Source organism: Streptomyces sp. NPDC091289, assembly GCF_044757365.1.
In the GTDB taxonomy this organism is placed as follows: Bacteria; Actinomycetota; Actinomycetes; order Streptomycetales; family Streptomycetaceae; genus Streptomyces.
Genome location: NZ_JBIVUT010000015.1, coordinates 128,096 through 151,540 on the forward strand (window position 1 = coordinate 128,096; position 23,445 = coordinate 151,540).

Genomic DNA, 23,445 nt, shown 5'->3' on the forward strand with positions numbered 1-23,445 from the left:
TTCTGACCCTCCACACTCCACACCCGCACGGCGTTCCGCGTCTCCGCCCAGGCGGAGCGGGGAGCCGCGACGACAGGGGACCGCCATGGTGTTCCGCAGCGAGTACGCAGACGTACCGGCCCTCGACACGCCCATCCACGAAGCGGTCCTCGGCGAGGCCGCCGGTTTCGGTGACACCGTCGCCCTGATCGACGGGACGAACGGCACCTCCCTCACGTACGCCCAGCTCGACGGGTTCCACCGGCGCATCGCCGCCGCACTCGCCGGGGCGGGGCTCGGGAAGGGCGACGTCCTCGCCCTTCACAGCCCGAACACCATCGCCTACCCGGCGGTCTTCTACGGGGCCACCCGCGCCGGGGCCTCCGTCACCACGGTCCACCCGCTGGCCACGGCCGAGGAGTTCGCCAAGCAGCTCGCCGACAGCGGCGCGAAGTGGATCGTCACGGTCTCCCCGCTCCTGGAGACGGCCCGCCGGGCGGCCGAACTGACCGTTGGCGTACGGGAGATCTACGTCTGCGACCAGGCGGAGGGCCACACCTCCATCCTCGACATGCTGTCGTCCACGGCCCCCGAGCCGGAGATCGCGATCGACCCCGGCGAGGACGTCGCGGCACTCCCGTACAGCTCCGGCACCACGGGCACGCCCAAGGGCGTGATGCTCACGCACCGCTCGATCGCGACCAACCTGGAGCAGCTGAGACCGTTCATCCCCATGGGCGAGGGCGACCGCATCCTGGCCGTCCTCCCCTTCTTCCACATCTACGGGCTCACCGCGCTGATGAACGCCCCGCTGCGCTGCGGTGCGACGGTCGTCGTGCTGCCCCGCTTCGACCTGGCGCAGTTCCTGGAGGCCATCCAGACGCACCGCATCACCGGTCTGTACGTGGCCCCGCCGATCGTGCTGGCGCTGGCGAAGCACCCGCTGGTGGGGGAGTACGACCTGTCCTCGCTCCAGTACATCGTGAGTGCGGCGGCTCCCCTGGACGCCGAGCTGGCGGCGGCGTGTTCGGCCCGGCTCGGGGTCCCTCCGGTGCGGCAGGCGTACGGGATGACGGAGCTGTCGCCCGGTACGCACGTGGTGCCGCTCTCCGTCGAGCAGCCGCCGCCGGGCACGGTCGGCAAGCTGCTGCCGGGCACCGAGATGCGGATCGTGTCGCTGGAGGACCCGGCGAAGGACGCCGAGCCGGGTGCGGAGGGCGAGATCCTCATCCGGGGCCCGCAGGTGATGAAGGGCTACCTGGGCCGCCCCGACGCCACCGCCGACATGATCGACGCGGACGGCTGGGTGCACACGGGCGACGTGGGCCGGGTGGACGCGGACGGCTGGCTGTTCGTCGTCGACCGGGTCAAGGAGCTGATCAAGTACAAGGGCTACCAGGTGGCCCCCGCCGAGCTGGAGGCCCTGCTCCTGACCCACGAGCAGGTGGCGGACGCGGCGGTGATCGGGGTGTACGACGCCGAGGGCAACGAGGTCCCGAAGGCCTTCCTGGTCCGGGGATCGGGAACGGCGGCGGACGGCCTGACGGCGGACGACGTGATGGCGTACGTCGCCGAGCGCGTGTCCCCGTACAAGAAGGTGCGGCAGGCCGAGTTCATCGACGCGGTGCCCCGGGCGGCCTCCGGCAAGATCCTCCGGCGCGAGCTGCGCGACCGCGAGAAGACGGATCGTTCGGCACCATCGGAGGAGAAGTGACCCTGATCGCCACAGCCCGGGACCGGGGCATCACCACGCTGACCCTGGACTCCCCGGCCAACCGCAACGCCCTCTCGGCGGCGCTGGTGGGGGAGTTGCGGGAGTCCCTGGCGGCGTGTGCCGCCGACGACACCGTACGGGCGGTGGTGCTGGCCCACACGGGCACGACGTTCTGTGCCGGGGCGGACCTGAAGGCGCCGCCGGATCCGGCGGCGTTCGTCGGCCTGATGCGGGACATCGTGGCGCTGCCGAAACCGGTGGTCGCCCGGGTCGACGGGCACGTCCGGGCGGGCGGCCTCGGCCTGCTGGCGGCGTGCGACATCGCGGTGGCGGGCGCGGCGTCGTCCTTCGCGCTCACGGAATCGCGCCTGGGGCTGGCCCCGGCGGTCATCTCCCTGACGCTGCTGCCGCGCGTGGACCGTACGGCGGCGAACCGCTACTACCTCACGGGGGAGCGGTTCGACGCGGCGGAGGCGGCGCGGATCGGGCTGGTCACCGTCGCCGCCGAGGACGTGGACCAGGCGCTCGTCCCGGTCCTGGACGGTCTGCGCCGGGCCTCACCGCAGGGGCTGGCCGCATCGAAGGAGCTGGTCACGGCTACGGTGCTGAGGAGCTTCGACCAGTACGCCGAAGACCTCATCGCCCGCTCCGCCGCGCTGTTCGCCTCCGACGAGGCGAGGGAGGGGATGACGGCCTTCCTCGAACGACGGGACCCGGCATGGGTGCGGTGACATCCTCCAGCGTGGCGAAATCCGCTCACGCGCCGAAGCAGGACCGCAGCCGGGCGACCCGGCAGCGGCTCCTGGAGGCGGCGGTGGCCTGCCTGGCCGAACACGGCTGGGCGGGCTCCACCGTCTCCGTCGTCGCCGAGCGCGCCGGCGTCTCGCGCGGCGCGGCCCAGCACCACTTCCCGACCCGCGAGGACCTGTTCACGGGCGCGGTGGAGTACGTCGCCGAGGAACGCTCCGCCGCCCTGCGTGCGCTCCCCGTCCAGGGCCGCGCCGAGGTGGTCGCGGCCCTGGTCGACCTCTACACCGGCCCCCTGTTCCGGGCCGCGCTCCAGCTCTGGGTGGCCGCCTCCAACGAGGCCCAGCTCCACCCGCGCGTCACGGAGCTGGAGGCGCGGGTGGGCCGCGAGACCCACCGCATCGCCGTCGAACTCCTGGGCGCCGACGAGTCCCGCCCCGGGGCCCGCGAAACGGTCCAGGGCCTGCTGGACATGGCCCGCGGCCTCGGCCTCGCCAACCTCCTCACCGACGACACCGCCCGGCGGGCGCGGGTGGTGGCGCAGTGGGCGGCGCTGGTGGAGGAGGGGCTGGGGTGAGGGCCGTCGGGGTCAGGGGCCGTCGGGGTCAGGGTGCTGCCCGGGAGGCCCGCGCCGCATAGTGCCGGGCGACCCGGGCGCGATTTCCGCAGCCCGCACGCGTGCACCACCGACGGGTGCCGTTGCGGCTGGCATCGTAGAAGTAGAGCCCGCATCCCAGGGTGGCGCAGGGCCGTACGCGGTCGGGGGCCTCGGCGAGCAGCCGCAGGTAGTCGGTGCCGGCCAGCCAGCCGAGCCGGTGCTGCTCCTCCTTCACCTCGACGTACTCGGCGGGGCCGTCCGGTGTGAGCGCGCGGCGGATCCGCCCCGGCGCCAGGATGCGGTTGAACGCCGCCAGGCCGGTTGCGTCCGGCCGGCCGCCGACCACCTCGGCCAGTGCCGCCCGGGTCTGCCGGGCGACGTCCAAGGTGGGCCGGTCGGCCCGTAGTTCGCCGTCGTGGAAGGCCGGTGCGGCGTGTGAACCGGCCAGCCAGACGGCGAGTCCGGCGAGGTCCGTGAGCAGATCGTGGCGCCCGTGGCGGTCGTGCCAGCGGGTGTTGAGAAGGTCGAGACAGAGCGGCTCCCGGGTGAGCGGGCGCGGGTCGGGGCCCGGTTCCACGGAGGCGGGCGCCATCACCCCGTCCGTGTGCTCGACAACGCGTTCGTGCTGTGCCATGAGGCTCTCCAGGGGGTGGCTCTCCGCGGTGTGCGGCCCGCACCGTCCGCGGCTGTCACGACGCGCCGGCGGTCACGGCGTTCGCGCCGCGCTCCTCGAAGCTCTGGCGCAGCTGTGCCCTGCGGAGCTTGCCGATGCCGGTCTTGGGAACCTCCGACTTGGCGACCGGCAGGATGTGCCGGACCTCGACGCCGAGCCGCCCGGCCAGCCGGCCGCGGATCTCCTCGGTCTCGGCCCCGGTGACACGGCCGGCCCGGGGGTGGAAGAAGACCGCGATCTCCTCGGGGCCGCCCGGCTCGGAGGAGACGAGCGTGGCCACGGTGTACGAGGGCTCCACAAAGGGGAGTTCCTCGACGGCCGCCTCGATCTCGTGGCCGTGGTAGGCGATGTCGCCGAGCTGGATGACGTCGTCGGTGCGCCCGGTGACGGTGAGGATGCCGTCCTCGACATAGGCGAGGTCGCCCGTCTTGAACCAGCCGTCCTCGGTGAACGACTGCCGGTTCTGCACCGGGTTGTCGTAGTAGCCGGAGGTGACGGTGGCGCCGGTGACCTGGAGCCGGCCGGTGGTTCCCCAGGGCACGGGCTCTCCTTGCCCGTCGACGACCCGGACCCGGGTGCCGGGCTGGGGACGCCCCACCGGCACATAGCGGTCGTCGCCCACGGCGGCCTCGGTGAACTGGCAGTCGGCCACGCCCGCGGTGGTCTCGGACATGCCCCAGCCGGGGAACATGGCCGTGGGGGGCAGCCCGTGGGGGGCCAGCAGATCCAGGAAGCGGCGGACCACGCCGGAGCGGACGGCCTCGCCGCCGTTCATGATGTAGCGCAGCCGGCTCAGGTCCCAGCCGCGGCCGGCGAACCGCTCGGCCCGGTCGTTGACCAGTACGTAGGCGAAGTTGGGCGCCCAGGTGGTATCCGCCCGGTGGGTGGAGACGGTGTCGAGCCAGCGCAGCGGGTCCTCCAGGACCCACTGGATCTTGGCGTGCACCTGGGCGCAGCCGAGGAAGACGTCGCGCGCGTGGAACATGATCAGTCCGCCGACGTGGTCCAGCGGCATCCAGTTGACGGTACGTGTGTCCCGGTCGAGGTGGTTGACCTGGGCGGTGGCGGCGCTGCGGACCAGGACGTTGCGGTGGGTGAGGGTGACCGCCTTGGGCACGCCGGTGCTTCCGGAGGTCAGCAGGAGCACCACCGGGTCGTCCGGGGCCGGCTCGTGCCAGTCGTGGTCCGCCTCGTGCGCGGCGCGCAGCGCCGGTACGTCGCCCAGGTGGGCGGCGCCCCAGTCGGGGGCGGCGGTGACGGCGGGCAGGATCTCCTGGCCGGCGCCGGTCAGTACGCGGGGCCTGCCGTAGCCGGTCCAGACCCGCTCCAGCAGGCCCGGGCCGTTCTCCGGGTCGGCGCTGACGGGCAGCGGCAGGTAGCCGCCGAGGACGCAGGCCCAGAAGGAGGCGACGAGGTCGGGGTCGTACGCGGCCTGGAGGATGATCTTCTCGCCGGGCCGGGCTCCGGCGGCGCGCAGCCCGGCCAGGATGCGGGAGGCGTCCTCCAGCAGGCCGGGGTAGGTCTGGTGGACCTCGGATCCGTCGGGCTGGATGTAGGTCGGGCCGCGGTCCTCGCCGGTACGGGCGGCCCGGACCAGGGCCGCGCCGAGGTGCGGCACTCCGGGGTCGGGCGCGGGCCCGCCGTCGAGCAGCGATATGCCGGTGCTGGTCACGCGTGGTCCTCCTCCTGCCGGGCGGTGGCGACGACGATGAGCGGCCCGCGGCCGTGGAAGGGGGCGGGTTCCTTGCGGAAGCCGCCGTACTCGGCGGTGACGGCCAGGCCGGCCGCCGTGAGCAGGTCGCCGATCTCGGGCCCGGTCAGCACGGACTGGTCGAAGAAGTTGTCGTACAGGGCGACGGTGCCGTCGGCGGCGCGGACGAGCAGGGTCTCCTCGTTGCGCCAGTTCGCCGCGTGCGGGTTGATCATCTGGCGGGCGAGGCGGGTGATGAGGACACCGTCGGGGCCGCGGTGGTGGCCGACGGTGTGCTGCTGGAAGGAGTCGACGAAGTTCAGCAGATGGCCGAATTCCAGGACGACCCGGCCACCGGGGTTCAGCAGTCCGCGGACCCGGCGCAGGGTGGCGGCGAGTTCGGCGCGCGGCAGGTAGTTGAGCGTCATGAAGAGGCTGTAGACGAGGTCGAAGCGTTCGTCGGTGCGGAAGTCCTCGGCGCGGCCGGTGACGTAGGCGATGTGCTCGTCGCCGGCCTCGCGGGCGTACGCGGTGAAGGCGGCGCTCGGGTCGACCCCGGTGCCCCGGTGGCCGCGGTCGCGCAGGGCCCGCAGGTTGGTGCCGGTTCCGCTGCCGAGGTCGAGGACGGTGCCGCCGTCGGGCAGCAGGGAGGCGAGGAACTCGGTCTCGGCCCGGAGGTCGCGGAAGTCGCCCCGCATGATCTCGTAGTACTCGCCGGGGAATTCGAAGCTGGTGCCGGTCAAGGCGTCATCCTCCTCGGATGTCGGTGCTCAGAAGGTGTCGGCCGGCTCGCGCATGGTGCGGTAGCCGCGGGGCGTGACCCCGTACCGCTCGCGGAAGAGGCGGCTGAAGTGCGAGGCCTGGTAGAGGCCGGCCCGTTCGCCGATCAGGCCGACGGGCAGGTGGTCGAGGTGCGGATCGCGCAGCTCGGCCCGGCAGCGGGACAGGCGTTCGTCGCGGATCCAGCGGGCGGGGCTGGTCCCGTGCTCCTGGAAGATCCGCTGCAGGTAGCGCAGGGAGACGTTGTGCTGTTCGGCGACCGCGTGCGGGGTCAGGTCCGGGTCGGCCAGCCGCCCGCGGATGTACTCCTGGATGTGCAGCATGCGGTCGTGCCGGGCGATCTCGTCCTCGGCGGCGAGATGGCGCAGCCGGTCGGCCAGTACGGCGGCGGTCAGGCCCGCGAGGGTGCCGCCGACGCGGTCGACGGCCGAGTGGATCTCGGTGCCGTGCTCGTCGAGGCCGTACAGCAGTTGGGAGAGCAGAGCGCCCGCGCCCTTGCGCCCGCACCAGCTGGTGGCGGTGAGCTTCGCGGTGTCGGCGGGCGGCAGACCGAGGTGGCGGTGGGGCAGCAGGACCTCCACCAGCCGGAAGGACAGCGGCAGATGGAGCCGGTAGGCGCGGGTGGTGTCGCAGCAGATGATCTGCGGTCCGCCCGCGCTGTCCGCGCGGCCGTCCTGATGGACCAGGATCTCGCCCTCCAGTAACCGGAAGACCCGCAGATACCCGGGAGAGTCCCCGATGGAGCGGGCGGTCCGCACGGCCTCGTGGGGTTCCCCGGAGACCAGGACGACCCAGACGTCACCGAACTGCCGGCGAACGGCCGTGCCGCGCACGGCCTCGTCGTGGGCGCGCAGGACGTGTGCCGCAGCGTGGGTACGCGCATCCGGCATGTCCATCGTTCTCCTCGCTCCGCGAAGCAGGTGTGTCAGGTGCCCCTCTCGGACAGCTCATCCATCAGAACATACCTACGCGCACGTATGATTGATCCATCGGAAGTTTCGATCGGGATACCTGCCTCCCGGACCTTTGTGCGCGAACATAGGGAAATCCAGGCGCATTTGAGCAAGTCGCTGCGGTAGGCCGGGGGTAGCGTCGAGGTCCGGACGGCCGCGCCGGGCGAATTTCCGTGCGGTGGCGGATGTTATTTCGACGAGAGGTATGACGTGACGATCAAGGTCGGCATCAACGGATTCGGCCGCATCGGCCGCAGCTTCTTCCGCGCCGCCCTCGAGCGGGGCACCGGCCTGGAGGTGGTCGCGATCAACGACCTCACCGACGCCGCCACGCTCGCCCATCTGCTCAAGTACGACAGCACCCTGGGCCGTCTCGGCCGCGACGTACGCGCCGGCGACGGGTCCCTCGTCGTCGACGGCCGCACCATCCGGGTGACCGCCGAGCGCGACCCGGCCGAGCTGCCCTGGGGCGAGCTGGAGGTGGATGTCGTCATCGAGTCCACGGGTGTCTTCACCGACGCGGTCAAGGCCCGCGCCCACCTGGAGGCCGGCGCCCGCAAGGTGATCATCAGCGCGCCCGCCAGGAACGAGGACCTGACCATCGCCATCGGCATCAACGACCACCTCTACGACCCGGCCGAGCACGACATCGTCTCCAACGCCTCGTGCACGACCAACTGCCTGGCCCCGCTGGCGAAGGTCCTGGACGAGGAACTCGGCATCGAACACGGCCTGATGACCACGGTCCACGCCTACACGCAGGACCAGAACCTCCAGGACGGCCCGCACAACGATCTGCGCCGCGCCCGCTCGGCGGCGACGAACACCGTGCCGACCACGACCGGCGCCGCCAAGGCGATCGGCCTCGTCCTGCCGCAGCTCAAGGGCAAGCTCGACGGATACGCGCTGCGGGTGCCGATCCCGACCGGATCCGCCACCGACCTGACCGTCCGGGTGGGCCGCCCGACCACGGCCGAGGAGGTCAACGAGATCTTCGCGAAGGCCGCCGAGGGGCCCCTGGCGGGCGTTCTCACCTTCACCGACGAGCCGATCGTCTCCAGCGACATCGTCACCGACCCGGCGTCCTGCATCTTCGACTCGGGCCTGACGAAGGTCATCGGCGACGGCCGACAGGTCAAGGTCGTCGGCTGGTACGACAACGAGTGGGGCTTCTCCAACCGCGTGGTCGACACCGCGCTGCTGATCGGCGCCCGCACCTGACCAGGAGGCCATCGTGATCAAGACGACGTACCACGAAGGCGAGCAGGCCGTACAGAAACGGGCCGGCGAGGGCCGGCCCGGCTGGGGCTCGCCCATGTTCGAGGGCGACCTGCTGCCCGGCTTCGGACCGTACCTGCTGCGCCAGCGGATGCTCTTCCTCGGCGCCGCCGACTCCTCCGGGGCCGTCTGGTCCTCGCTGGTCACCGGCGACCCCGGGTTCGCGGCGCCCCTGGACCAGCAGACCATCGCCCTGTCGTCACTGCCGGTGCCGGGCGATCCGCTCGCGGACGCCTTCGGGACCACCACCGACATCGGCCTGCTCGCCCTCGAACCGCACACCACCAGCCGGGTCCGGATCAACGGGGTGGCGCACCGCGAGAACGACACGCTGCGCATCCGCACCGAGCAGGTGCTGGGCAACTGCCCCAAGTACCTTCAGGTCCGCGTTCCGGTCGCGGACGGGCCCGCCACGGAGCCGAAGCCGGCCCGTACGGGCGCGGACCTGACGCCGGAGCAGGAGAGCTGGATCCGCGGCGCGGACACCTTCTTCATCGCCAGCCGGGCGGAGGGCCACGGCGCGGACTCCTCGCACCGCGGTGGCGACCCCGGCTTCGTCTCGGTGGCCGGGCCGCGCAAGCTCGTCTGGCCGGACTACTTCGGCAACTCCTTCTACATGACCCTGGGCAACCTGCAGCTGAACCCCAACTGCGGGCTGCTCTTCCTGGACTGGGAGTCGGGCAGCACCCTCCAGCTGTCGGGGAAGGCCCGGATCGACTGGGACGAGGACCACCGGACCGCCGTGCCCGGCGCCCTGCGGATGTGCGAGTTCGACATCGAACAGGTGGTCCAGATCGACGCGGCCACCCGGCTGCGCTGGTCCTTCGCCGGACCCTCGCCCTACAACCCGCCCGCCGCCGACGGGCCCTGAGCCCCCATCGGGTCCCCCTGGCCCGTACCCCGCATCCCGGGCCGTGCGGGCGCCGTCCGGCCGTGCCGTCACCCCCGTCGGCGCGGCCGGACGGCCTGTCGCACCGCCCTTTCCCGCTGCCCGTTCACCGGAGAGGACACCCATGACCGACGCGGCCTTCCCCCTGCTGCGCGCGGACGTCTCCACGCTGCCCCGCTACGTACCGGGCCGCCCGGCCCCCGACGATCTCGTCGACAAACTCTCCTCCAACGAGAACCCCTATCCGCCGCTCCCGTCGGTGATTCGCGCGGTCGAGGCCGAGCTCGGCCGGCTCAACCGCTACCCCGACCCGGCCGCCACCGTCCTGCGGGACGAGCTCGCCGCGGTCCTGGGCGTGCCCGCCGGGCACCTCGTCCTGGGCACCGGATCCGTGGGCATCACCCAGCACCTGGTCGCGGCCGCCGCCGGACCCGGCGACGAAGTCCTCTTCGGCTGGCGCTCGTTCGAGGCGTACCCGCTGCTGACCTGGGCCGCGGGGGCGACGCCCGTGGAGATCCCGCTGCGCGGAGAGGCGTACGACCTGGACGCGATCGCCGCCGCGGTGACCGACCGCACCCGGGCGGTATTCATCTGCAACCCCAACAACCCGACCGGCACCGCCGTGCGCCGGGCCGCGCTGGAACGGTTCCTGGACCGGGTGCCGCGCCGGGTGCTGGTCGTCGTCGACGAGGCGTACCGGGAGTTCGTCGACGACGCGGAGGTCCCGGACGGCATCGATCTCTACCGCGACCGCCCGAACGTCGCCGTACTGCGTACGTTCTCCAAGGCGTACGGGCTGGCCACGCTGCGCGTCGGCTTCGCCGTGGCGCACCCGCGGGTCGCGGCGGCGCTGCGGGCCTGCGCCGTCCCGTTCGGCGTGAGCGGACCGGCGCAGGCGGCGGCGGTGGCATCGCTGCGGGCCGGGGCGGAGCTGGCCGAGCGGGTGGCGGACCTGGTGGCCGAGCGGGCCCGGGTGACGGCCGGCCTCCGTACGGCGGGCTACGAAGTGCCGGAGAGCCAGGCCAACTTCGTGTGGCTGCGGCTGGGGTCCCGTACGGCCGGCTTCACGGAGGCCTGCGAGGCGGCCGGGCTGATGGTCCGCCCCTTCGGCGACGAGGGCGTACGGATCACCATCGGCGCCCCGGACGCGAACGACCGGCTGCTGAAGACCGCGTCGCACCGGCAGCGCTGACGGCGGCGGCCCGGCGCACAGGCGTTCACCGATGGTCCGTCATCGAGATCCGAAGAGGCGGGCCAGCTCCGCGTGGAACCCCGGGAAGGTCTTGCCGACGCACGCCGGGTCGTCCAGGGCGATGCCCGGGGCTCGCAGGCCCAGCACCGAGAAGGACATGGCGATGCGGTGGTCGCGCCGGCAGTCCACGGTGGCGGGGACGGGCGTGCCCGGGTGCACGGTGACGGGCGCGTCGGCCAGCGGGGCGATGGTGAGGTCGGCCGGGGCGCTCACCGGACGGCCAGGTGGTCGAGGTACGCGCGGTGGTTGTGGGCCGTCTCGGCGAGCGAGTCGCCGCCGAACTTCTCCAGCGCCGCATGGGCCAGCACCAGCGCGGTGACGGCCTCGGCGACCACGGCCGCGGCGGGCACGGCGCAGACGTCCGAGCGCTGGTGGTGCGCCACGGCCGGCCGGCCGGTGGCGACGTCCACGGTGGCCAGGGCCCGTGGGACGGTCGCGATGGGTTTCATCGCGGCCCGTACGCGCAGGGGTTCGCCGGTGCTCATGCCGCCCTCGACGCCGCCGGAGCGGGCGGTGCGGCGGCGCAGTCCGTCGGGGCCGGGCTCGATCTCGTCGTGGGCGAGGGAGCCGGGTACGCGGGCCAGGCCGAAGCCGTCACCGAACTCGACCCCCTTGATGGCCTGGATGCCCATGAGGGCACCGGCCAGGCGGGCGTCGAGCCGCCGGTCACCGTGCACATGGCTGCCCAGGCCCGGCGGCAGCCCGTGGGCGAGGACCTCCACCGTGCCACCGAGGGTGTCGCCGTCCCGGTGGGCCCGGTCGACCGCCGCGGTCATCGCCGCGGAGGCCTCCGGGTCGAGGCAGCGCACCGGGTCGGCGTCGACCCGCTCGACGTCCCCCGGGCCGGGCGCCAGGTCCTCCGGGGCCCGGACGCCGCCGATCCCGACCACATGGCTGACCACGGTGATGCCGTAGGCCTGGAGCAGGAACGCGCGGGCGATCTCGCCGAGGGCGACCCGGGCCGCGGTCTCGCGGGCGCTGGCCCGCTCCAGGACGGGCCGGGCGTCGTCGAACCCGTACTTCTGCATGCCGGCGAGGTCCGCGTGGCCGGGCCGGGGCCGCGACAGCGGGGAGTTGCGGGCCAGCCCGGCCAGGACCTCGTCGGGCACGCTGTCGGCGGCCATGACCGTCTGCCACTTGGGCCACTCGGTGTTGTCGATCCGGAGGGCGATCGGGCCGCCCTGGGTCCGTCCGTGGCGGACGCCCCCGAGGAAGGCGGCCTCGTCGCGCTCGAAGGCCATACGGGCGCCGCGGCCGTGACCGAGCCGGCGGCGCGCCAGAGCGTCGGCGAGGGCCTTGGTGGAGATCTCCACCCCGGCCGGCATGCCTTCGAGGACAGCGGTGAGCGCGGGCCCGTGCGACTCGCCCGCGGTGAGCCATCGCAAAGTGCTCAAGGGAGGTCCTCTTCCGTGGATGTCCGGCCCTGGGCCGGTGGCGCGGCGGTCACACCGCGACGGGGTCCGGGGCGGCGGCCGGCTGCCGCAGCCGCTGGACGCTCCAGCCGGCGGCGGTCAGGCTCTGGGCCATGGAGTGGGCACGGGAGTGCGCCACCATCAGCTCGACCAGGCCGCTCTCCTGGCCGGGCGAGTGGTCGATGGTCATGTCCTCGATGTTCACGCCGAGGTCGGCGGCGTTGACCAACAGCCGGGCCAGCTCACCGGGCTGGTCGCCGATGAGCACCCGGACCGGTGTGCAGGCGGGCACCGGGTGCCCGTGCTTGCCGGGGATACGGTCGCGGCCGGTGATGCCGCGGCCGAGCATGTCGGCCAGCAGCGAGGTGGACCGGGCGCGTTCGTCGGGGTCGCCGGTGGACAGACCCCGCAGGGCGGCCACGGTGACCTGAAGGTCCTCGCCGAGCTCGGCCAGCACCTCGGCGACGGCCGGGGCGTTGGACTCCAGGATGTCGGTCCACAGCCGCAGATCACCCCCCGCGATCCGCACCATGTCGCGCAGACCCTGACCGGCCAGCCGGGAGGCGTCCTGGTTCAGGTGCAGCAGGCGTGCGGCGAGCAAGGAGGAGACCACGTGCGGGGTGTGGGAGACCCGGGCGACGGCGAGGTCATGGGCGCCGCTGTCCATCACCACCGGCACCGCCCCGCACAGGGCCACCATCATCAGGGCCATGTTGAGCGTGTCGCGGCTGGTGAGGGACGTCGGGGTGAGCACCCAGGAACGGCCCTCGAAGAGGGTGGCGCAGGCGGCCAGCGGGCCGGACCGCTCCCGGCCGGCCATCGGATGGCCGCCGATGAAGGCGCCCGCGTCGGCGCCGCTGGCGGCGACGCCGCGCTCCGGCTGGGCCTTCACGCTGGCCACGTCGGTGTAGGCACGGGCGAGCCCGCGGGCCTGGTGGGCGGCGAGGGCCGGCCCGACCTGGGCCGGCGGGACCGCCAGCACCGCCAGGTCCACGGTGTCCGGCGGGGCGCCGACCGTACCCGCCCCGAGCGAGGCGGCCGTGCGGACCGCCGACTCGTTCTGGTCGATCAGGTGGACGACGACGCCGCGCCGGCCGAGGGCCAGGGCGACCGAGGTGCCGATCAGGCCCGTCCCCACCACGGCGGCGGAGCGGATCATCCGGAGACTCCGTCCTGCGGGACGAGGTCCCGGCGCAGCGCGGCCGCGCCGCCCAGGTACACGTGCTTGATCGCGGGTTTGGGCCGGTCGGTCTCGGCATGCGCGAGGATCCGCACCACCCGGGGCAGGGATCCGGCGATGTCCAGTTCCTGGGCACACATCAACGGCACGTCCGACATGCCCAGTTCGCGGGCGGCGAGCGCGGGGAACTCGCTGACCAGGTCCGGAGTCGCGGTGAAGATCACGCTGACCAGGTCGTCCTGGTCGAGCCCATTGGTCCGGAGCATCTCCTGGAACAGTTTCCGTACCTCGTCGAGCAGATGGTGCCGCTCGTCCCGGTCCAGCTGGATGGCACCACGCAGGGCGCGCACGCTCATCGTCTTCCCCCTCAGGTGAGTTGCGCTTCGGTGAGTTGCGGTCAGGCCGCGGCGGCGGCGGCCGGGCGGGACCGGTCCTCGGCGGCGGTGCGCCCGCGGCCCTGGCCCAGCTCCCGGTAGAGCTCCGCGACCTGGAAGGCCAGGTCGAGGGACTGCTTGCGGTTCAGGCGCGGGTCGCAGGCCGACTCGTAGCGCCGGTCGAGATCGGCGAGGCGGACGGCTGCACCGCCGCCGACGCACTCGGTGACGTCGTCGCCGGTCAGCTCGATGTGGATGCCGCCGGGGTGGGTGCCCAGCGCGTGATGGACCTCGAAGAAGCCGTGGACCTCGTCGAGTACGTCCTCGAAGCGGCGGGTCTTGTGGCCGCTGGGCGCCTCGAAGGTGTTGCCGTGCATGGGGTCGCAGATCCAGGCGGGCCGCGCGCCCTCGGCGGTGACCTTGGCCACGAGGCCGGGCAGGGTCTCGCGGACGGCGGCCGAGCCCATGCGGGTGATGAAGGTGAGCCGGCCGGGCTCGCGCTCGGGGTCGAGCTTGTCGATGAGGGCGAGCGCGTCGTCGTGCGTGGTCCCCGGGCCGAGCTTCACGCCGATGGGGTTGCGGACCTGCGATGCGAACTCGACGTGGGCGCCGTCGAGCTGCCGGGTGCGCTCGCCGATCCAGATCATGTGGCCGGAGACGTCGTACGGAAGGCCCGTGCGCGAGTCGGTACGGGTGAGGGCGGCCTCGTAGTCGAGGACGAGCGCCTCGTGGCTGGCGAAGATCTCGGAGGAGTGGAACTCGGCCGGGTCGGCGCCGCAGGCGGCCAGGAAGGCCAGCGCGGCGTCGATGTCGCGGGCCAGGCTCTCGTAACGCTCGCCGACCGGGGAGGCGGCGACGAAGTCCCGGTTCCACTCGTGGACCTGGCGCAGGTCGGCGTAGCCGCCGGTGGTGAAGGCGCGGATGAGGTTCAGGGTGGCGGCGGAGGCGTGGTACATCCGCTTGAGCCGCTCGGGGTCGGGGGTGCGCGCCTCCGGAGTGAAGGCGATGCCGTTGACCGAGTCACCCCGGTAGACGGGCAGTTCGACGCCGTCGCGGGTCTCGGTGGGCCGGGAGCGGGGCTTGGAGTACTGTCCCGCGATCCGGCCGATCTTGACCACCGGCACGGAGGTCGCGTAGGTCAGCACGGCGGCCATCTGGAGCAGCGTGCGGACCTTGGCGCGGATCCGGTCGGCGGAGACGGCGTCGAAGGTCTCGGCACAGTCGCCGCCCTGGAGGACGAACGCCTCACCGCGGGCCACGGCGGCGAGCCGGTCGCGCAGCCGGTCGCACTCCCCGGCGAAGACCAGGGGCGGGTAGGACACCAGGTCGTCCACGGCGGAGCGCAGGGCCTGCGGATCGGGCCAGGTGGGCTGCTGGGCCGCGGGCCGGAACCGCCAGGAGTCGGCTGCCGTGACGTGCTGGGCGAGTGTCATGGTGGCTGTACCTCAATCGGTTTCGGTCGGGAGCAGAGAGCAGAGAGAAGAGAGCAGCGAGAGGTGGGGCGCCGGTCCGGGGACGAACGGGGGGCGGACAGTCCCCGGACCGGCGGCATGGTGGGGCGGTGTCAGCCGCGGACCGGCTCCGGGACCTCCTCGGACCCGGATCCCGCCGGGGCGGCCGGGCCCGGCCCGGACGCCCCGTGCGCGCGGGTGAGCAGGGCGAAGGAGAGGAGCCCGCCGACGCCGAGGACGGCGATGACGATGCCCATGGGCACGGCGGTGTCCTCGCCGGCCAGTCCCACGAGCGGCACGACGGCGGCGCCGATCAGATGCTGGAACAGGCCGAGCAGCGCGGCCGCCGAGCCCGCGACGTCACCGTGGTCCTGGAGGGCCAGGGCGAAGGAGTTGGGCATGATCAGGCCGACGCTGGAGACGACCAGGAACAGCGCGACCAGCAGCGGCGCGAGACCGGCGTCGGTCAGGACGACGGCCAGCAGGCCGAGCCCGCCGACGGCGGAGACCGCGAGGCCCGTCGCCAGCAGGGGGCGCGCCCCGGTGCGGTGCACGATCCGGCCGCTGACCTGGGCCGCGATCACCAGGCCCAGCGCGTTGACCGCGAAGACCAGGCTGAACCGCTGCGGCGACATGCCGTGGAGGGACTGCAGGACGAAGGTGGAGCCGGAGATGTACGCGAACATCGCGGCGAAGCCCAGTCCGCAGGCCAGCATGTAGCCGACGAAGACACGGTCGGTGAGCAGCCGGCGGAACACCGGCCCGGTGGCCCTGAGGCCGCCGCTGATCCGCTTCTCCACCGGGTGCGTCTCGGGCAGGCCCACGGCCACGCCGAGCAGCATCACGGCTCCGGCGATCGCGAGGGCGACGAAGATGCCGCCCCACGAGGTGACCAGCAGGAGCTGGCCGCCGAGGACCGGCGCCAGAATGGGCGCGAGCCCGGTGATCAGCATCAGCATCGCGAAGAAGCGGGCGGCCGCGGCACCGGAGTGCCGGTCGCGCACCACCGCGGAGGCGATCACGATGCCGGTGGCGCCGCCCAGGCCCTGGAGCGCGCGCAGCGCCACCAGGCTCCAGATGTTCGGCGCCACCGCGCAGAGCGCCGCGGTGACGGCGAACAGCGCCAGGCCCGCGATGAGCGGCCGGCGCCGGCCGAGCGCGTCGCTGAGCGGTCCGGCGATCAGCTGGCCGATGCCGAGGCCGAGCAGGCAGGCGGTCAGGGTCAGTTGGGTGGTCGACGCGCTCGCGGCCAGGTTGTCGGCGATCTGCGGCATGGCCGGCAGATAGGCGTCGTTGGCCAGGGGTCCCAGCGCGGTGAGGGCGCCGAGGATGATGACGAGGCGGGCACGCCCGCCACCGCCCCTCGGTGTGGTCTCGGATGAGGACATGGGGTCGAGTCCCTTCGGGGAATCGCGGTCAGTAGGCGACGTTGATACGGGACTGCACGGCGTTGCTCTGCTCCACCTCGTCGGCGAAGGCGACGGCGTAGTCCGCGTAGCTGATGCGGCTGTTGCCCTCGGCGTCGACGACGAGCTGCTCGCCGCCCTTGCGGTAGGAGCCGGTGCGCTCGCCGGCCTCGATGAGCTTGGCCGGGGAGATGAACGTCCAGTCCAGGCCGGTGGTCTCGCGGTAGAGGCCGAGCGCCTCGATCTGGGCGAGGGCGTTGTTCTTCCACATCTCCGGGAAGTGCGGGCTGTCGATGACGCGCACACCCGGGGCGGTTTCGAGGCTGCCGGCGCCGCCGAGGACGACGAGGCGGCGTACGCCGCTGCGGGTCAGGCCCTCGATGAGCGCCTTGGCCGCACCGACGATGATCTTCCGGTCGTCCTCCGCGCCGACCCGGGGGCCGACGGCGGAGGCGACCAGGTCGTAGCCCTGGGCGGACAGCCGGGCCACGGTGGCGGCGTCGGTGGCGTCGCCGGCGACGGCGGTGAAGCCCGCACGGCCCTCGGCCGCTTCGGCCTTGCCGCTGCGGGTGACACCGGTGACGGTGTGGCCGCGGGAGAGCAGTTCGCCGGCGATGGCGCTGCCGATATTGCCGCCGGCGCCAAAGAGCAGGATGTTCATGGGGTTCCTCTTCATTCCGTTTTCGTCGGATGGGCGGTACGGGGTGGGTGGTACGGGTCGGGTGGTACGGGGTGGTGCGGGTCCGGCCCGCTATTCGTCGAGCAGGTCGGGCTGCTCACGCGTGATCTCGTCCCAGAGCAGCTGGAAGCTGAACCAGCCCAGTTGCTCGTTGCCGAAGCCGTCGCCCGCGGCCACGGCCTGTTCGTGCGTGAAGGCCTTCGGGGTGCCCGCCGCCTGTGCGAGCAGTTGCACCTGGGCGCAGCTGTCGTACGTGAAGAACCAGTGCACGGCCTCGTCGAGGGAGCCGCCGACCGTGATCAGGCCGTGGTGGCGCAGCAGGATGGACCGGTTGTCGCCGAGCTTCTCGGCGATGTCGCGGCCCTGCTCGACGGAGACCGAGGGGCCCTCGTACTCCTCGTAGAAGGCCTGCCGGCCGTAGAAGGCGGCGGACTCCTGGTCGATGGGTTCGAGGAGCCGGCCCAGGGAGCCGAGTGCGCGGGAGTGCGCGGTGTGCCCGTGGGCGGCGGCGGTGGCTCCCGGATGCAGCTCGTGGATCGCGGAGTGGATGACGAACGCGCTCGGGTTGACCCGGTGGTTGCCGTGGACGACGCGGCCGGCGGAGTCGACGCAGATCAGATCGGCGACGCGGACCAGGTTGAAGGAGACGCCGAAGGGGTTCACCCAGAACTGGTCGGGGTGCTCCGGGTCACGGACCGATATGTGGCCCGATATGCCTTCTCCGAAGCCGTACTTGCCGAACAGGCGCAGGGCGGCGGCCAGGCGTTGCTTGCGGTGCCGGCGGGTCTCCTCGTGCGTGGCGAAGACCGGCTCGCGGGGGATGGGCAGGCCCGTGTGGGTGTCGGCGAGGTAGGCGGGCCGGTCGGTGTCCGTGATGCTCATGCTCGGGCGTTCCTCATCTCCGGTGACAGGGTCGATATGGGCTTCTGCGTGGGCGGGCGCGGGCTAGACGGTGAGCAGGACGTTCTCGGTGTCCGCGGCGCGGACGGTTTCGGCGTGCTGGAGGACCGTCGAGACGATGTCCTGGCTGCGGTCGACCAGGGACGGGATGCCGAAGGTGAAGAAGAGGGAGCCGGCGGCGATGTTGCCGAGCCCGTACAGGCGGGGGTCGGGCCGGCCGTTGGCCGTCAGCTGGCTGGTGGGCCGGGCTATGTGGAGGCCGCCGTGCGGGTGCCGGCTGGCGACCCGGCTGCGCATCAGGGAGGTCACCAGGGGGGCGGCGCTGGTCGGAATCCGTCCCTCGGACGCGTTGACCGCGTTGACGACCCGGTCGGCGGTGAAGTCGGCGCCTTCGGCGGTCAGGACGTCGAAGCCGCCCTCGGCCCGGGGCGTGATGCTCTGCAGTCCGGCGGCGATGTCGAGCCGGCCCGCATCGACGAGTTCGAGCAGGACCCCGGCGCTGCCCGGCGGCATGGGGCAGCACAGGCTCATGATCGTGCGGTAGTGCGCGCGCAGCAGTTGGACCTTGTCCTGTTCGCGCAGGCGCGGCCAGACGTCCGGGCCCGTCTCGGGGACCGCGCGCTGGAGGATCCGCAGCCCCATGTGGGGTGAGTCGACCTCATGGATCTGACGGCGCAGCCGGTCCACCGGATCTTCCAGATCGACCCGGATGATCTCCGATACGACCGCGTCGAGGTCGGCCCCGGCGTCGCGGAACTCGGCCCGCATGACGGCGGCGATCTCGTCGAGGGTCAGCTCGGGGCGGCCGACGGCGAGGGTCTCCATCCGCTGCGGAGTGAAGTGGCGCAGCTCGAAGGGGACCGCCTTCTGGCGTACGCCGGGCAGCACCCCGCGCCGGGAGAGCAGGCTGATCCGGCCCTGGTGCCCCTGGGCGGCCAGCGACAGGATGATGTCGATGGCCGTCAGACCGCTGCCGATGACCGCGACATGGTCCTGCTCGCCCACATCGGCCAGCCTGCTGACGACGGGGTACGGGTCGGCGACGAAGCCGGGTGTACCGGACAGCCCGTAGACGTCCTTGGGGCTGTCGCCGCCGACGCACAGGATGGCGTAGTCGAAGGCACGGGCCCGGCCGTTGCCGGTGCGCAGCAGGACCCGGTTGGCGGCCCGGCCGGCCGAGGAGACCCCCTCGCCGACCAGGTCGACCCGCCAGCCCCGCCGGCGCAGCTCGCCGAGGGCGGCGTACGCGGTCTGCTCCAGGTACTCCCCGTAGACGGTCCGGGGAGCGAACCGGCTTCCGGACCGGTGGTCGACGCTCGCCCGGATCCCGATGACCCTGTCCCGGGTCTCCAGCCAGTTCTCGAAGTGCTGGAGGTCGCCGTGGCGCACGGACATGTCGTCCGGTGTCGCGTTGACTTTGAGCGTCTCGGTGTCGACCTGGTAGGCACGGCCGCGCCACAGGTGCGGCGACGGCTCGAAGACGGTGAGGCTGCCTGGCTCGCTGTGTGTCCTGGACAACGCGTCGATCAAGCAGACTGCAGCGGCTCCTCCTCCGACGACGCCGATCGAGAATCCTCGGGACATGTGTCAGTCACCAATCAATTCGTGGCAGGCGGGCGCGGGGGCGTGGTGCGGCGGCGGGTTCAGGCGGCGCTGTGCTGGAAGTCCTGCATCGAGACCGTGTAGTCGCCGCGGTTGGCGCGGTAGGTGATGCAGTACTCCTGGGGGTACCAGCCGGCGATCTGCCACTCCTGCGGCTGCTTGACGGGCCAGCAGCGGCTGGGTTCGGCGCCGGTGGCGATGCCCTCGAACCAGGACTTCGTGATCATCGGCTCCAGGAAGGTGATCTTCGCGTCGTAGGCGCCGTAGATGAAGGTCTGGGTGAAGGACTGGTCGTGCCACTCGTCCGAGGTCATGTCGACGAGGTGGTTGCCCATGGCCGCCTCGGCGACGCCGTTGTCCACGTAGTCCTTCGGCAGGTACCGCGGGGCCAGCGGCTTGGTGGCCGTCTCGAAGTCGTCGCAGTTGATGGCCAGGCCGCAGGGGCCGGTCCGGATCGCGTCGCGTTCCGCCTTCGGCTGGGTGTAGAAGTGGAAGTCGAAGTGCGGGGAGTCGTAGATGTGCTCGGGGCCGTGGCCCATGGGGTTGAAGTTCACCAGGGCCCACTTGAGCGGCATGCCGGACAGCCCGGTGAGCCGGGAGGGCAGTTCCAGCGGGCGTTCGTGGCCGCCGACGCACTCGGTGTGCTCGTCGATCGAGCCGTCGTCGTCCATGTCGTAGCAGTGCTTGCCGTCGGTCATGGCGGTCGGCAGGTTGTTCAGCGTGGACTTGGGGAAGACGATGCCGACGGTCTGCGGTGTGTCGCCGGAGATCTGCGCGTACGTGCGCAGGTTTCCGTCGCCGAGGTCGCTGGGCGTTCCGTAGTCGGCGCAGACGCCCTCGTACGAGAGCGTCTCCTTCAGCAGGATGTCGGCGGCCCGCCGGGTGACCCTGATGGTGTATTCGCGGGTGGGGGCGGCCCGGGTGACCAGACAGAGGCTCACGGTGCCGGAGTCGGCGGCGGCGCTCTTCACGGCGCCGGTCGCCGGGGCGGTGGCGACCGGCCACAGCAGTACGGAGATGCCGGCGACGGCCAGCGTGGCGGCGAGGATCCCCCGCAGGATCAGGGACTTCTTGGCTCGTGACCTCATACCTGTTCCAGTTCGAATCTGTGGAATCCGCCTTGCAGGAAGATCAGCGGGGGCTGGGACTCGCGGGCGCCGAGCCCGACCACTTCGCCGATGACCATGACGTGGTCGCCGGCGATGACGTGGTCGCGCAGCCGGCACTCCATCCAGGCCGCCGCCCCGAAGAGCAGCGTCCCGGTGGCCTCGCCCTCCTCGCCGGCCAGCTCGCGCAGTGACCGGTCGCGCTCGGGGCGGCGCCGCGCGAAGGCGCGGGCGGTGCCCTCGCCGTCGGCGCCGAGGATGGAGATGCCGATCACGCCCGACGTCATCAACTCCGCGAAGAACTCTGAGTCCTGACGGAAACTCAGAGAAACCAGCGGCGGGTCCAGCGAGACGGATGTGAGTGAGTTGACGGTGATGGCGTTGTGGCGCCGCTCGCCGTTGTGCTCGGTGTACGTGCTGACGACGCAGACCCCGGTGGCGAAGGTACGCATCACGTCGCGCAGGTCGTGATTCATGAGCAGCCTCTCTGCTGGGCGGCCGGAGGGGTGCCCGGGGCGCGGTGGCCGCGCGCACCCGTCCGGTGGTGGCGGGGCGGTCAGTTGTCCTGGGCCCAGCGGCCGCGGGTCCAGCCGTCGAGGTCGTAGTCGTCCATGGCCTGCTGGACGAGTGCGCCGTAGTTGTCGAGCAGTCCGGCGCCGCGGGACCAGTTGAGGGTGTCCAGCCGCACCTGGTCGGGGCCGCCGGCGTAGTTGAGCTCGTACAGCTCGTGGCGGGCGCCGAACTCGGTGCCGATCGCGTCCCAGGCCAGCTTGAAGAGCTTGGAGCGCTCCTCGGCCGTTCCGCCCGAGCCGCGGTAGTAGCGGTCGAGGAGCGGACGCAGCTCCGGGTTCTGCAGGTCCTTGTGGCTGGAGGGGGTCATCAGCAGGGCGCCGGCCAGGTGCTCCTCGAAGAAGCGGTGCGTGCGCTCCCAGCTGATCGGCGCGAGCGCCCGGTAGCCGGCCGAGTAGTCCATGCGCGGCAGGACGGTGCCGCCGGGGCCCGCCTCCGGGTCGAGCGCCATGGCGGTGGTGACGGCCCAGGTCTGGTGACGCCACGCCAGCAGCTCGCCGAGGCCCGCCTGGACGCCGCGGAACTGGTCCGTGCCGTTGAGCCGGGTGCCCCGGTCGAGCAGGCCGGCCATGAACTCCAGCTTGACCGACATGCGGATGGCGCCCTGGAAGAAGCCGCGGCTGAGCAGTCCCGAGCGCGGGAAGTACTGGTGGATCTTCTCGGTGTCCCGGTAGATCAGGATGTTCTCCCACGGGATGAACGCCTTGTCGAAGACCAGCACCGCGTCGTTCTCGTCGAAGCGGCTCGAGAGCGGGTTGTCGAAGGGGCTGGCGGCCTTGGACTCGTACGACGGGCGGCAGACGACCTTCATGCCCGGGGTGTTCATCGGCGCCAGGAAGGCCAGGGCCATGTCGTCGGCCTTGCCCGCCTCGAGGTTGGCGAGGTGGATCTGGCCGACGAAGGCGACGTTGGACAGCGCCGAGGCGGTGGCCATGAGCTTGGCGCCCTCGACGACGATGCCGTCGTCGCGCTCCTCGACGACCTTGAGGTAGACGTCGCGGATGGCGTGTGCCGGCTTGTTGCGGTCGACCGGCGGGTTGACGATCGCGTGGCTGATCGAGAGGCCCTGGCGGGCGTACTTCTCGTACCAGGCGCGGGCGTTGTCGCCGAACGGCTCGTAGAAGTCGTGGGTGTTGGCGAGGCCGGCCATGAACGACGCCTTGTAGTCGGGCGTGCGGTTCATGAAGCCGTAGCTCAGCCTGGCCCAGTGCTCGATGGCGTCGCGGGCCTTGAGGAGCTCCTCGCCCGAGTGCGCGGGGGTGAAGAAGCGGTGGACGCGGGCACCCGTGTACCGGTCGACCGTCGTCATCAGGTCCTGGGTGTCCGGGTGGTGGAGTGCGTCGTAGAGGTGCGCGGTGGACTTCGCGGCGTTGGCGAAGGCCGGGTGCGTGGTCACGTCCTTGACGAGCTCGCCGTCCAGGAACACCTGACGGCCGTCGCGCAGGCTCTCCAGGTACGTGTCACCTGTCATAAGGTCGTTCGGGGCTTCCGCGGCCGACTGATCGGCTATGGGGACCTGACCCATGTGTTGATCCTCTCCGGGTGTGAAAACAGGCGAACCGTTAATTGGGGCGCAGTTCGATTGATCTGAGATTAGGCAGCCTCGGAGAGGTGTTCTTGCGGGGTCACGCATGAAGAATTGCTCATCCACGCCAACCTGTTGTGACCAGCGGAGACGGCGGAACTGCGCATTCCCCGGCGGCGCGGAAGAGCGACGGCCCGACGGCGCATCGAAGGGAGCACGATGCGCCGTCGGGCCGTTCGGGAGACGGAGAGCGAAATATCGACCGTATATCGACCGCGGATTCGGACGATCATGGATTCGGACGGACGTGGATTCGGGCGGCCGTCAATTCAGGCGGTCAGGAATTCAGGCGGCGGCGGTCCGGGAGCGGCCGCCGGCCAGGGCCGCCTCGCGGAACGCCGTCTCGGCGATCGTGATGATCTGCTCGGCGTGGGGCAGGAGCGTGCGGCCCGCCTCGGTGAGCTCGATGTGGCCGCCCCCGCGATGGAACAGCGGGGTCCCGATGAACTCTTCGAGGTTCTTGATGTGGGCGGTGACGCTCGGCTGCGAGTAGTGGAGGTTCCGCGCGGCACGGGTGAAGCTCAACTCTGCGGCTACCTCGCGGAATGTGCGCAGCTGCTGGAACTGCACGGCGAAGGCTCCCTTCTGCGGAGCCGGAAGCCCCGGAGACTGAAACATACCACGATG

General features: G+C 72.0%; 22 protein-coding genes and 1 pseudogene. 6 read left to right on the forward strand and 17 right to left on the reverse strand.

The window, feature by feature from the left end:
• Positions 1–85 precede the first annotated feature (85 nt).
• Genes ACIQPT_RS21360 through ACIQPT_RS21370 form a run of 3 tightly spaced genes read left to right on the forward strand, consistent with a single transcriptional unit; the run spans position 86 to position 3,017 of the window.
• Positions 86–1,693 carry a 4-coumarate--CoA ligase family protein gene (locus tag ACIQPT_RS21360; protein ID WP_401157466.1) on the forward strand — a complete coding sequence of 536 codons (1,608 nt, stop codon included), beginning with the start codon at positions 86–88 and terminating at the stop codon, positions 1,691–1,693.
• Positions 1,690–2,424 (forward strand): enoyl-CoA hydratase family protein, encoded by a 735-nt coding sequence (locus ACIQPT_RS21365; protein ID WP_401157467.1) that lies wholly within the window; start codon positions 1,690–1,692, stop codon positions 2,422–2,424. The genes ACIQPT_RS21360 and ACIQPT_RS21365 overlap by 4 nt, the downstream gene beginning before the upstream one ends.
• Positions 2,412–3,017, forward strand: a complete 606-nt coding sequence (locus tag ACIQPT_RS21370) for a TetR/AcrR family transcriptional regulator (RefSeq protein WP_401157468.1) — start codon at positions 2,412–2,414, stop codon at positions 3,015–3,017. The genes ACIQPT_RS21365 and ACIQPT_RS21370 overlap by 13 nt, the downstream gene beginning before the upstream one ends.
• Before the next feature lie 28 nt (positions 3,018–3,045).
• Here the strand turns inward: ACIQPT_RS21370 and ACIQPT_RS21375 are convergent, their stop codons facing one another.
• Genes ACIQPT_RS21375 through ACIQPT_RS21390 form a run of 4 tightly spaced genes read right to left on the reverse strand, consistent with a single transcriptional unit; the run spans position 3,046 to position 7,071 of the window.
• The gene (locus tag ACIQPT_RS21375; protein WP_401157469.1) at positions 3,046–3,672 is read right to left on the reverse strand and encodes a CGNR zinc finger domain-containing protein; all 627 of its coding nucleotides are present in this window, start codon (positions 3,670–3,672) and stop codon (positions 3,046–3,048) included.
• Between the two features lie 55 nt (positions 3,673–3,727).
• Positions 3,728–5,383, reverse strand: a complete 1,656-nt coding sequence (locus ACIQPT_RS21380) for an AMP-binding protein (protein ID WP_401157470.1) — start codon at positions 5,381–5,383, stop codon at positions 3,728–3,730.
• Positions 5,380–6,144, reverse strand: a complete 765-nt coding sequence (locus ACIQPT_RS21385; RefSeq protein ID WP_401157471.1) for a class I SAM-dependent methyltransferase — start codon at positions 6,142–6,144, stop codon at positions 5,380–5,382. The genes ACIQPT_RS21380 and ACIQPT_RS21385 overlap by 4 nt, the downstream gene beginning before the upstream one ends.
• Before the next feature lie 27 nt (positions 6,145–6,171).
• Positions 6,172–7,071, reverse strand: coding sequence for a helix-turn-helix domain-containing protein (locus ACIQPT_RS21390; protein WP_401157472.1), 900 nt, complete (start codon positions 7,069–7,071; stop codon positions 6,172–6,174).
• A gap of 273 nt (positions 7,072–7,344) precedes the next feature.
• Between ACIQPT_RS21390 and gap the strand changes: the two genes are divergently transcribed.
• The 3 genes from gap (at position 7,345) to hisC (ending at position 10,493) form a co-directional block, all read left to right on the forward strand.
• Complete coding sequence (gap, locus tag ACIQPT_RS21395; RefSeq protein ID WP_401157473.1) at positions 7,345–8,355, forward strand: type I glyceraldehyde-3-phosphate dehydrogenase; 1,011 nt, start codon at positions 7,345–7,347, stop codon at positions 8,353–8,355.
• A 13-nt stretch (positions 8,356–8,368) separates the two neighbouring features.
• On the forward strand, positions 8,369–9,283 hold the full coding sequence (locus ACIQPT_RS21400) for a pyridoxamine 5'-phosphate oxidase family protein (protein ID WP_401157474.1): 915 nt from the start codon (positions 8,369–8,371) through the stop codon (positions 9,281–9,283).
• 142 nt (positions 9,284–9,425) lie between these two features.
• Positions 9,426–10,493 carry a histidinol-phosphate transaminase gene (gene hisC, locus ACIQPT_RS21405; protein ID WP_401157475.1) on the forward strand — a complete coding sequence of 356 codons (1,068 nt, stop codon included), beginning with the start codon at positions 9,426–9,428 and terminating at the stop codon, positions 10,491–10,493.
• A 39-nt stretch (positions 10,494–10,532) separates the two neighbouring features.
• Here the strand turns inward: hisC and ACIQPT_RS21410 are convergent.
• The 13 genes and pseudogenes from ACIQPT_RS21410 to ACIQPT_RS21470 form a co-directional block, all read right to left on the reverse strand.
• Positions 10,533–10,718, reverse strand: a pseudogene (locus ACIQPT_RS21410) (3-phosphoshikimate 1-carboxyvinyltransferase); the annotation flags it as partial.
• A 44-nt stretch (positions 10,719–10,762) separates the two neighbouring features.
• Positions 10,763–11,947, reverse strand: coding sequence for a chorismate synthase (aroC, locus tag ACIQPT_RS21415; protein WP_401157476.1), 1,185 nt, complete (start codon positions 11,945–11,947; stop codon positions 10,763–10,765).
• A gap of 49 nt (positions 11,948–11,996) precedes the next feature.
• Positions 11,997–13,124, reverse strand: a complete 1,128-nt coding sequence (locus ACIQPT_RS21420; RefSeq protein WP_401157477.1) for a prephenate dehydrogenase — start codon at positions 13,122–13,124, stop codon at positions 11,997–11,999.
• A complete protein-coding gene (aroH, locus tag ACIQPT_RS21425; protein WP_401157478.1) occupies positions 13,121–13,501 on the reverse strand; it encodes a chorismate mutase in 381 nt (126 codons plus the stop codon). Before aroH ends, ACIQPT_RS21420 begins: the two co-directional genes overlap by 4 nt.
• Before the next feature lie 41 nt (positions 13,502–13,542).
• Positions 13,543–14,952, reverse strand: a complete 1,410-nt coding sequence (locus tag ACIQPT_RS21430; protein ID WP_401157479.1) for a class II 3-deoxy-7-phosphoheptulonate synthase — start codon at positions 14,950–14,952, stop codon at positions 13,543–13,545.
• A gap of 131 nt (positions 14,953–15,083) precedes the next feature.
• Positions 15,084–16,358, reverse strand: coding sequence for a multidrug effflux MFS transporter (locus ACIQPT_RS21435; RefSeq protein ID WP_401157480.1), 1,275 nt, complete (start codon positions 16,356–16,358; stop codon positions 15,084–15,086).
• Between the two features lie 28 nt (positions 16,359–16,386).
• Positions 16,387–17,037 carry an NAD(P)-dependent oxidoreductase gene (locus ACIQPT_RS21440; RefSeq protein ID WP_401157481.1) on the reverse strand — a complete coding sequence of 217 codons (651 nt, stop codon included), beginning with the start codon at positions 17,035–17,037 and terminating at the stop codon, positions 16,387–16,389.
• Positions 17,038–17,127: 90 nt separating this feature from the next.
• On the reverse strand, positions 17,128–17,937 hold the full coding sequence (locus ACIQPT_RS21445; RefSeq protein ID WP_401157482.1) for a class II aldolase/adducin family protein: 810 nt from the start codon (positions 17,935–17,937) through the stop codon (positions 17,128–17,130).
• A 63-nt stretch (positions 17,938–18,000) separates the two neighbouring features.
• A complete protein-coding gene (locus tag ACIQPT_RS21450) occupies positions 18,001–19,539 on the reverse strand; it encodes an FAD/NAD(P)-binding protein (protein ID WP_401157483.1) in 1,539 nt (512 codons plus the stop codon).
• Positions 19,540–19,598: 59 nt separating this feature from the next.
• Entirely contained in the window at positions 19,599–20,645 is a 1,047-nt protein-coding gene (locus tag ACIQPT_RS21455) for a hypothetical protein (RefSeq protein WP_401157484.1), read from the reverse strand.
• Positions 20,642–21,139 carry a flavin reductase family protein gene (locus ACIQPT_RS21460; RefSeq protein WP_401157485.1) on the reverse strand — a complete coding sequence of 166 codons (498 nt, stop codon included), beginning with the start codon at positions 21,137–21,139 and terminating at the stop codon, positions 20,642–20,644. The genes ACIQPT_RS21455 and ACIQPT_RS21460 overlap by 4 nt, the downstream gene beginning before the upstream one ends.
• 80 nt (positions 21,140–21,219) lie before the next feature.
• Complete coding sequence (locus tag ACIQPT_RS21465) at positions 21,220–22,704, reverse strand: 4-hydroxyphenylacetate 3-hydroxylase family protein (protein ID WP_401157486.1); 1,485 nt, start codon at positions 22,702–22,704, stop codon at positions 21,220–21,222.
• A 399-nt stretch (positions 22,705–23,103) separates the two neighbouring features.
• Positions 23,104–23,388 (reverse strand): LysR family transcriptional regulator, encoded by a 285-nt coding sequence (locus tag ACIQPT_RS21470; RefSeq protein WP_401157487.1) that lies wholly within the window; start codon positions 23,386–23,388, stop codon positions 23,104–23,106.
• Between the last annotated feature and the right edge of the window lie 57 nt (positions 23,389–23,445).

Excerpts from the sequence above, each read along its gene's own strand:
- ACIQPT_RS21360 (WP_401157466.1), top strand. The coding sequence starts at position 86 with ATGGTGTTCCGCAGCGAGTACGCAGACGTACCGGCCCTCGACACGCCC.
- ACIQPT_RS21370 (WP_401157468.1), top strand. The coding sequence starts at position 2,412 with ATGGGTGCGGTGACATCCTCCAGCGTGGCGAAATCCGCTCACGCGCCG.
- ACIQPT_RS21375 (WP_401157469.1), bottom strand. The coding sequence starts at position 3,672 with ATGGCACAGCACGAACGCGTTGTCGAGCACACGGACGGGGTGATGGCG.
- ACIQPT_RS21390 (WP_401157472.1), bottom strand. The coding sequence starts at position 7,071 with ATGCCGGATGCGCGTACCCACGCTGCGGCACACGTCCTGCGCGCCCAC.
- hisC (WP_401157475.1), top strand. The coding sequence starts at position 9,426 with ATGACCGACGCGGCCTTCCCCCTGCTGCGCGCGGACGTCTCCACGCTG.
- ACIQPT_RS21420 (WP_401157477.1), bottom strand. The coding sequence starts at position 13,124 with ATGATCCGCTCCGCCGCCGTGGTGGGGACGGGCCTGATCGGCACCTCG.
- aroH (WP_401157478.1), bottom strand. The coding sequence starts at position 13,501 with ATGAGCGTGCGCGCCCTGCGTGGTGCCATCCAGCTGGACCGGGACGAG.
- ACIQPT_RS21430 (WP_401157479.1), bottom strand. The coding sequence starts at position 14,952 with ATGACACTCGCCCAGCACGTCACGGCAGCCGACTCCTGGCGGTTCCGG.
- ACIQPT_RS21435 (WP_401157480.1), bottom strand. The coding sequence starts at position 16,358 with ATGTCCTCATCCGAGACCACACCGAGGGGCGGTGGCGGGCGTGCCCGC.
- ACIQPT_RS21440 (WP_401157481.1), bottom strand. The coding sequence starts at position 17,037 with ATGAACATCCTGCTCTTTGGCGCCGGCGGCAATATCGGCAGCGCCATC.
- ACIQPT_RS21445 (WP_401157482.1), bottom strand. The coding sequence starts at position 17,937 with ATGAGCATCACGGACACCGACCGGCCCGCCTACCTCGCCGACACCCAC.
- ACIQPT_RS21450 (WP_401157483.1), bottom strand. The coding sequence starts at position 19,539 with ATGTCCCGAGGATTCTCGATCGGCGTCGTCGGAGGAGGAGCCGCTGCA.
- ACIQPT_RS21455 (WP_401157484.1), bottom strand. The coding sequence starts at position 20,645 with ATGAGGTCACGAGCCAAGAAGTCCCTGATCCTGCGGGGGATCCTCGCC.
- ACIQPT_RS21460 (WP_401157485.1), bottom strand. The coding sequence starts at position 21,139 with ATGAATCACGACCTGCGCGACGTGATGCGTACCTTCGCCACCGGGGTC.
- ACIQPT_RS21465 (WP_401157486.1), bottom strand. The coding sequence starts at position 22,704 with ATGACAGGTGACACGTACCTGGAGAGCCTGCGCGACGGCCGTCAGGTG.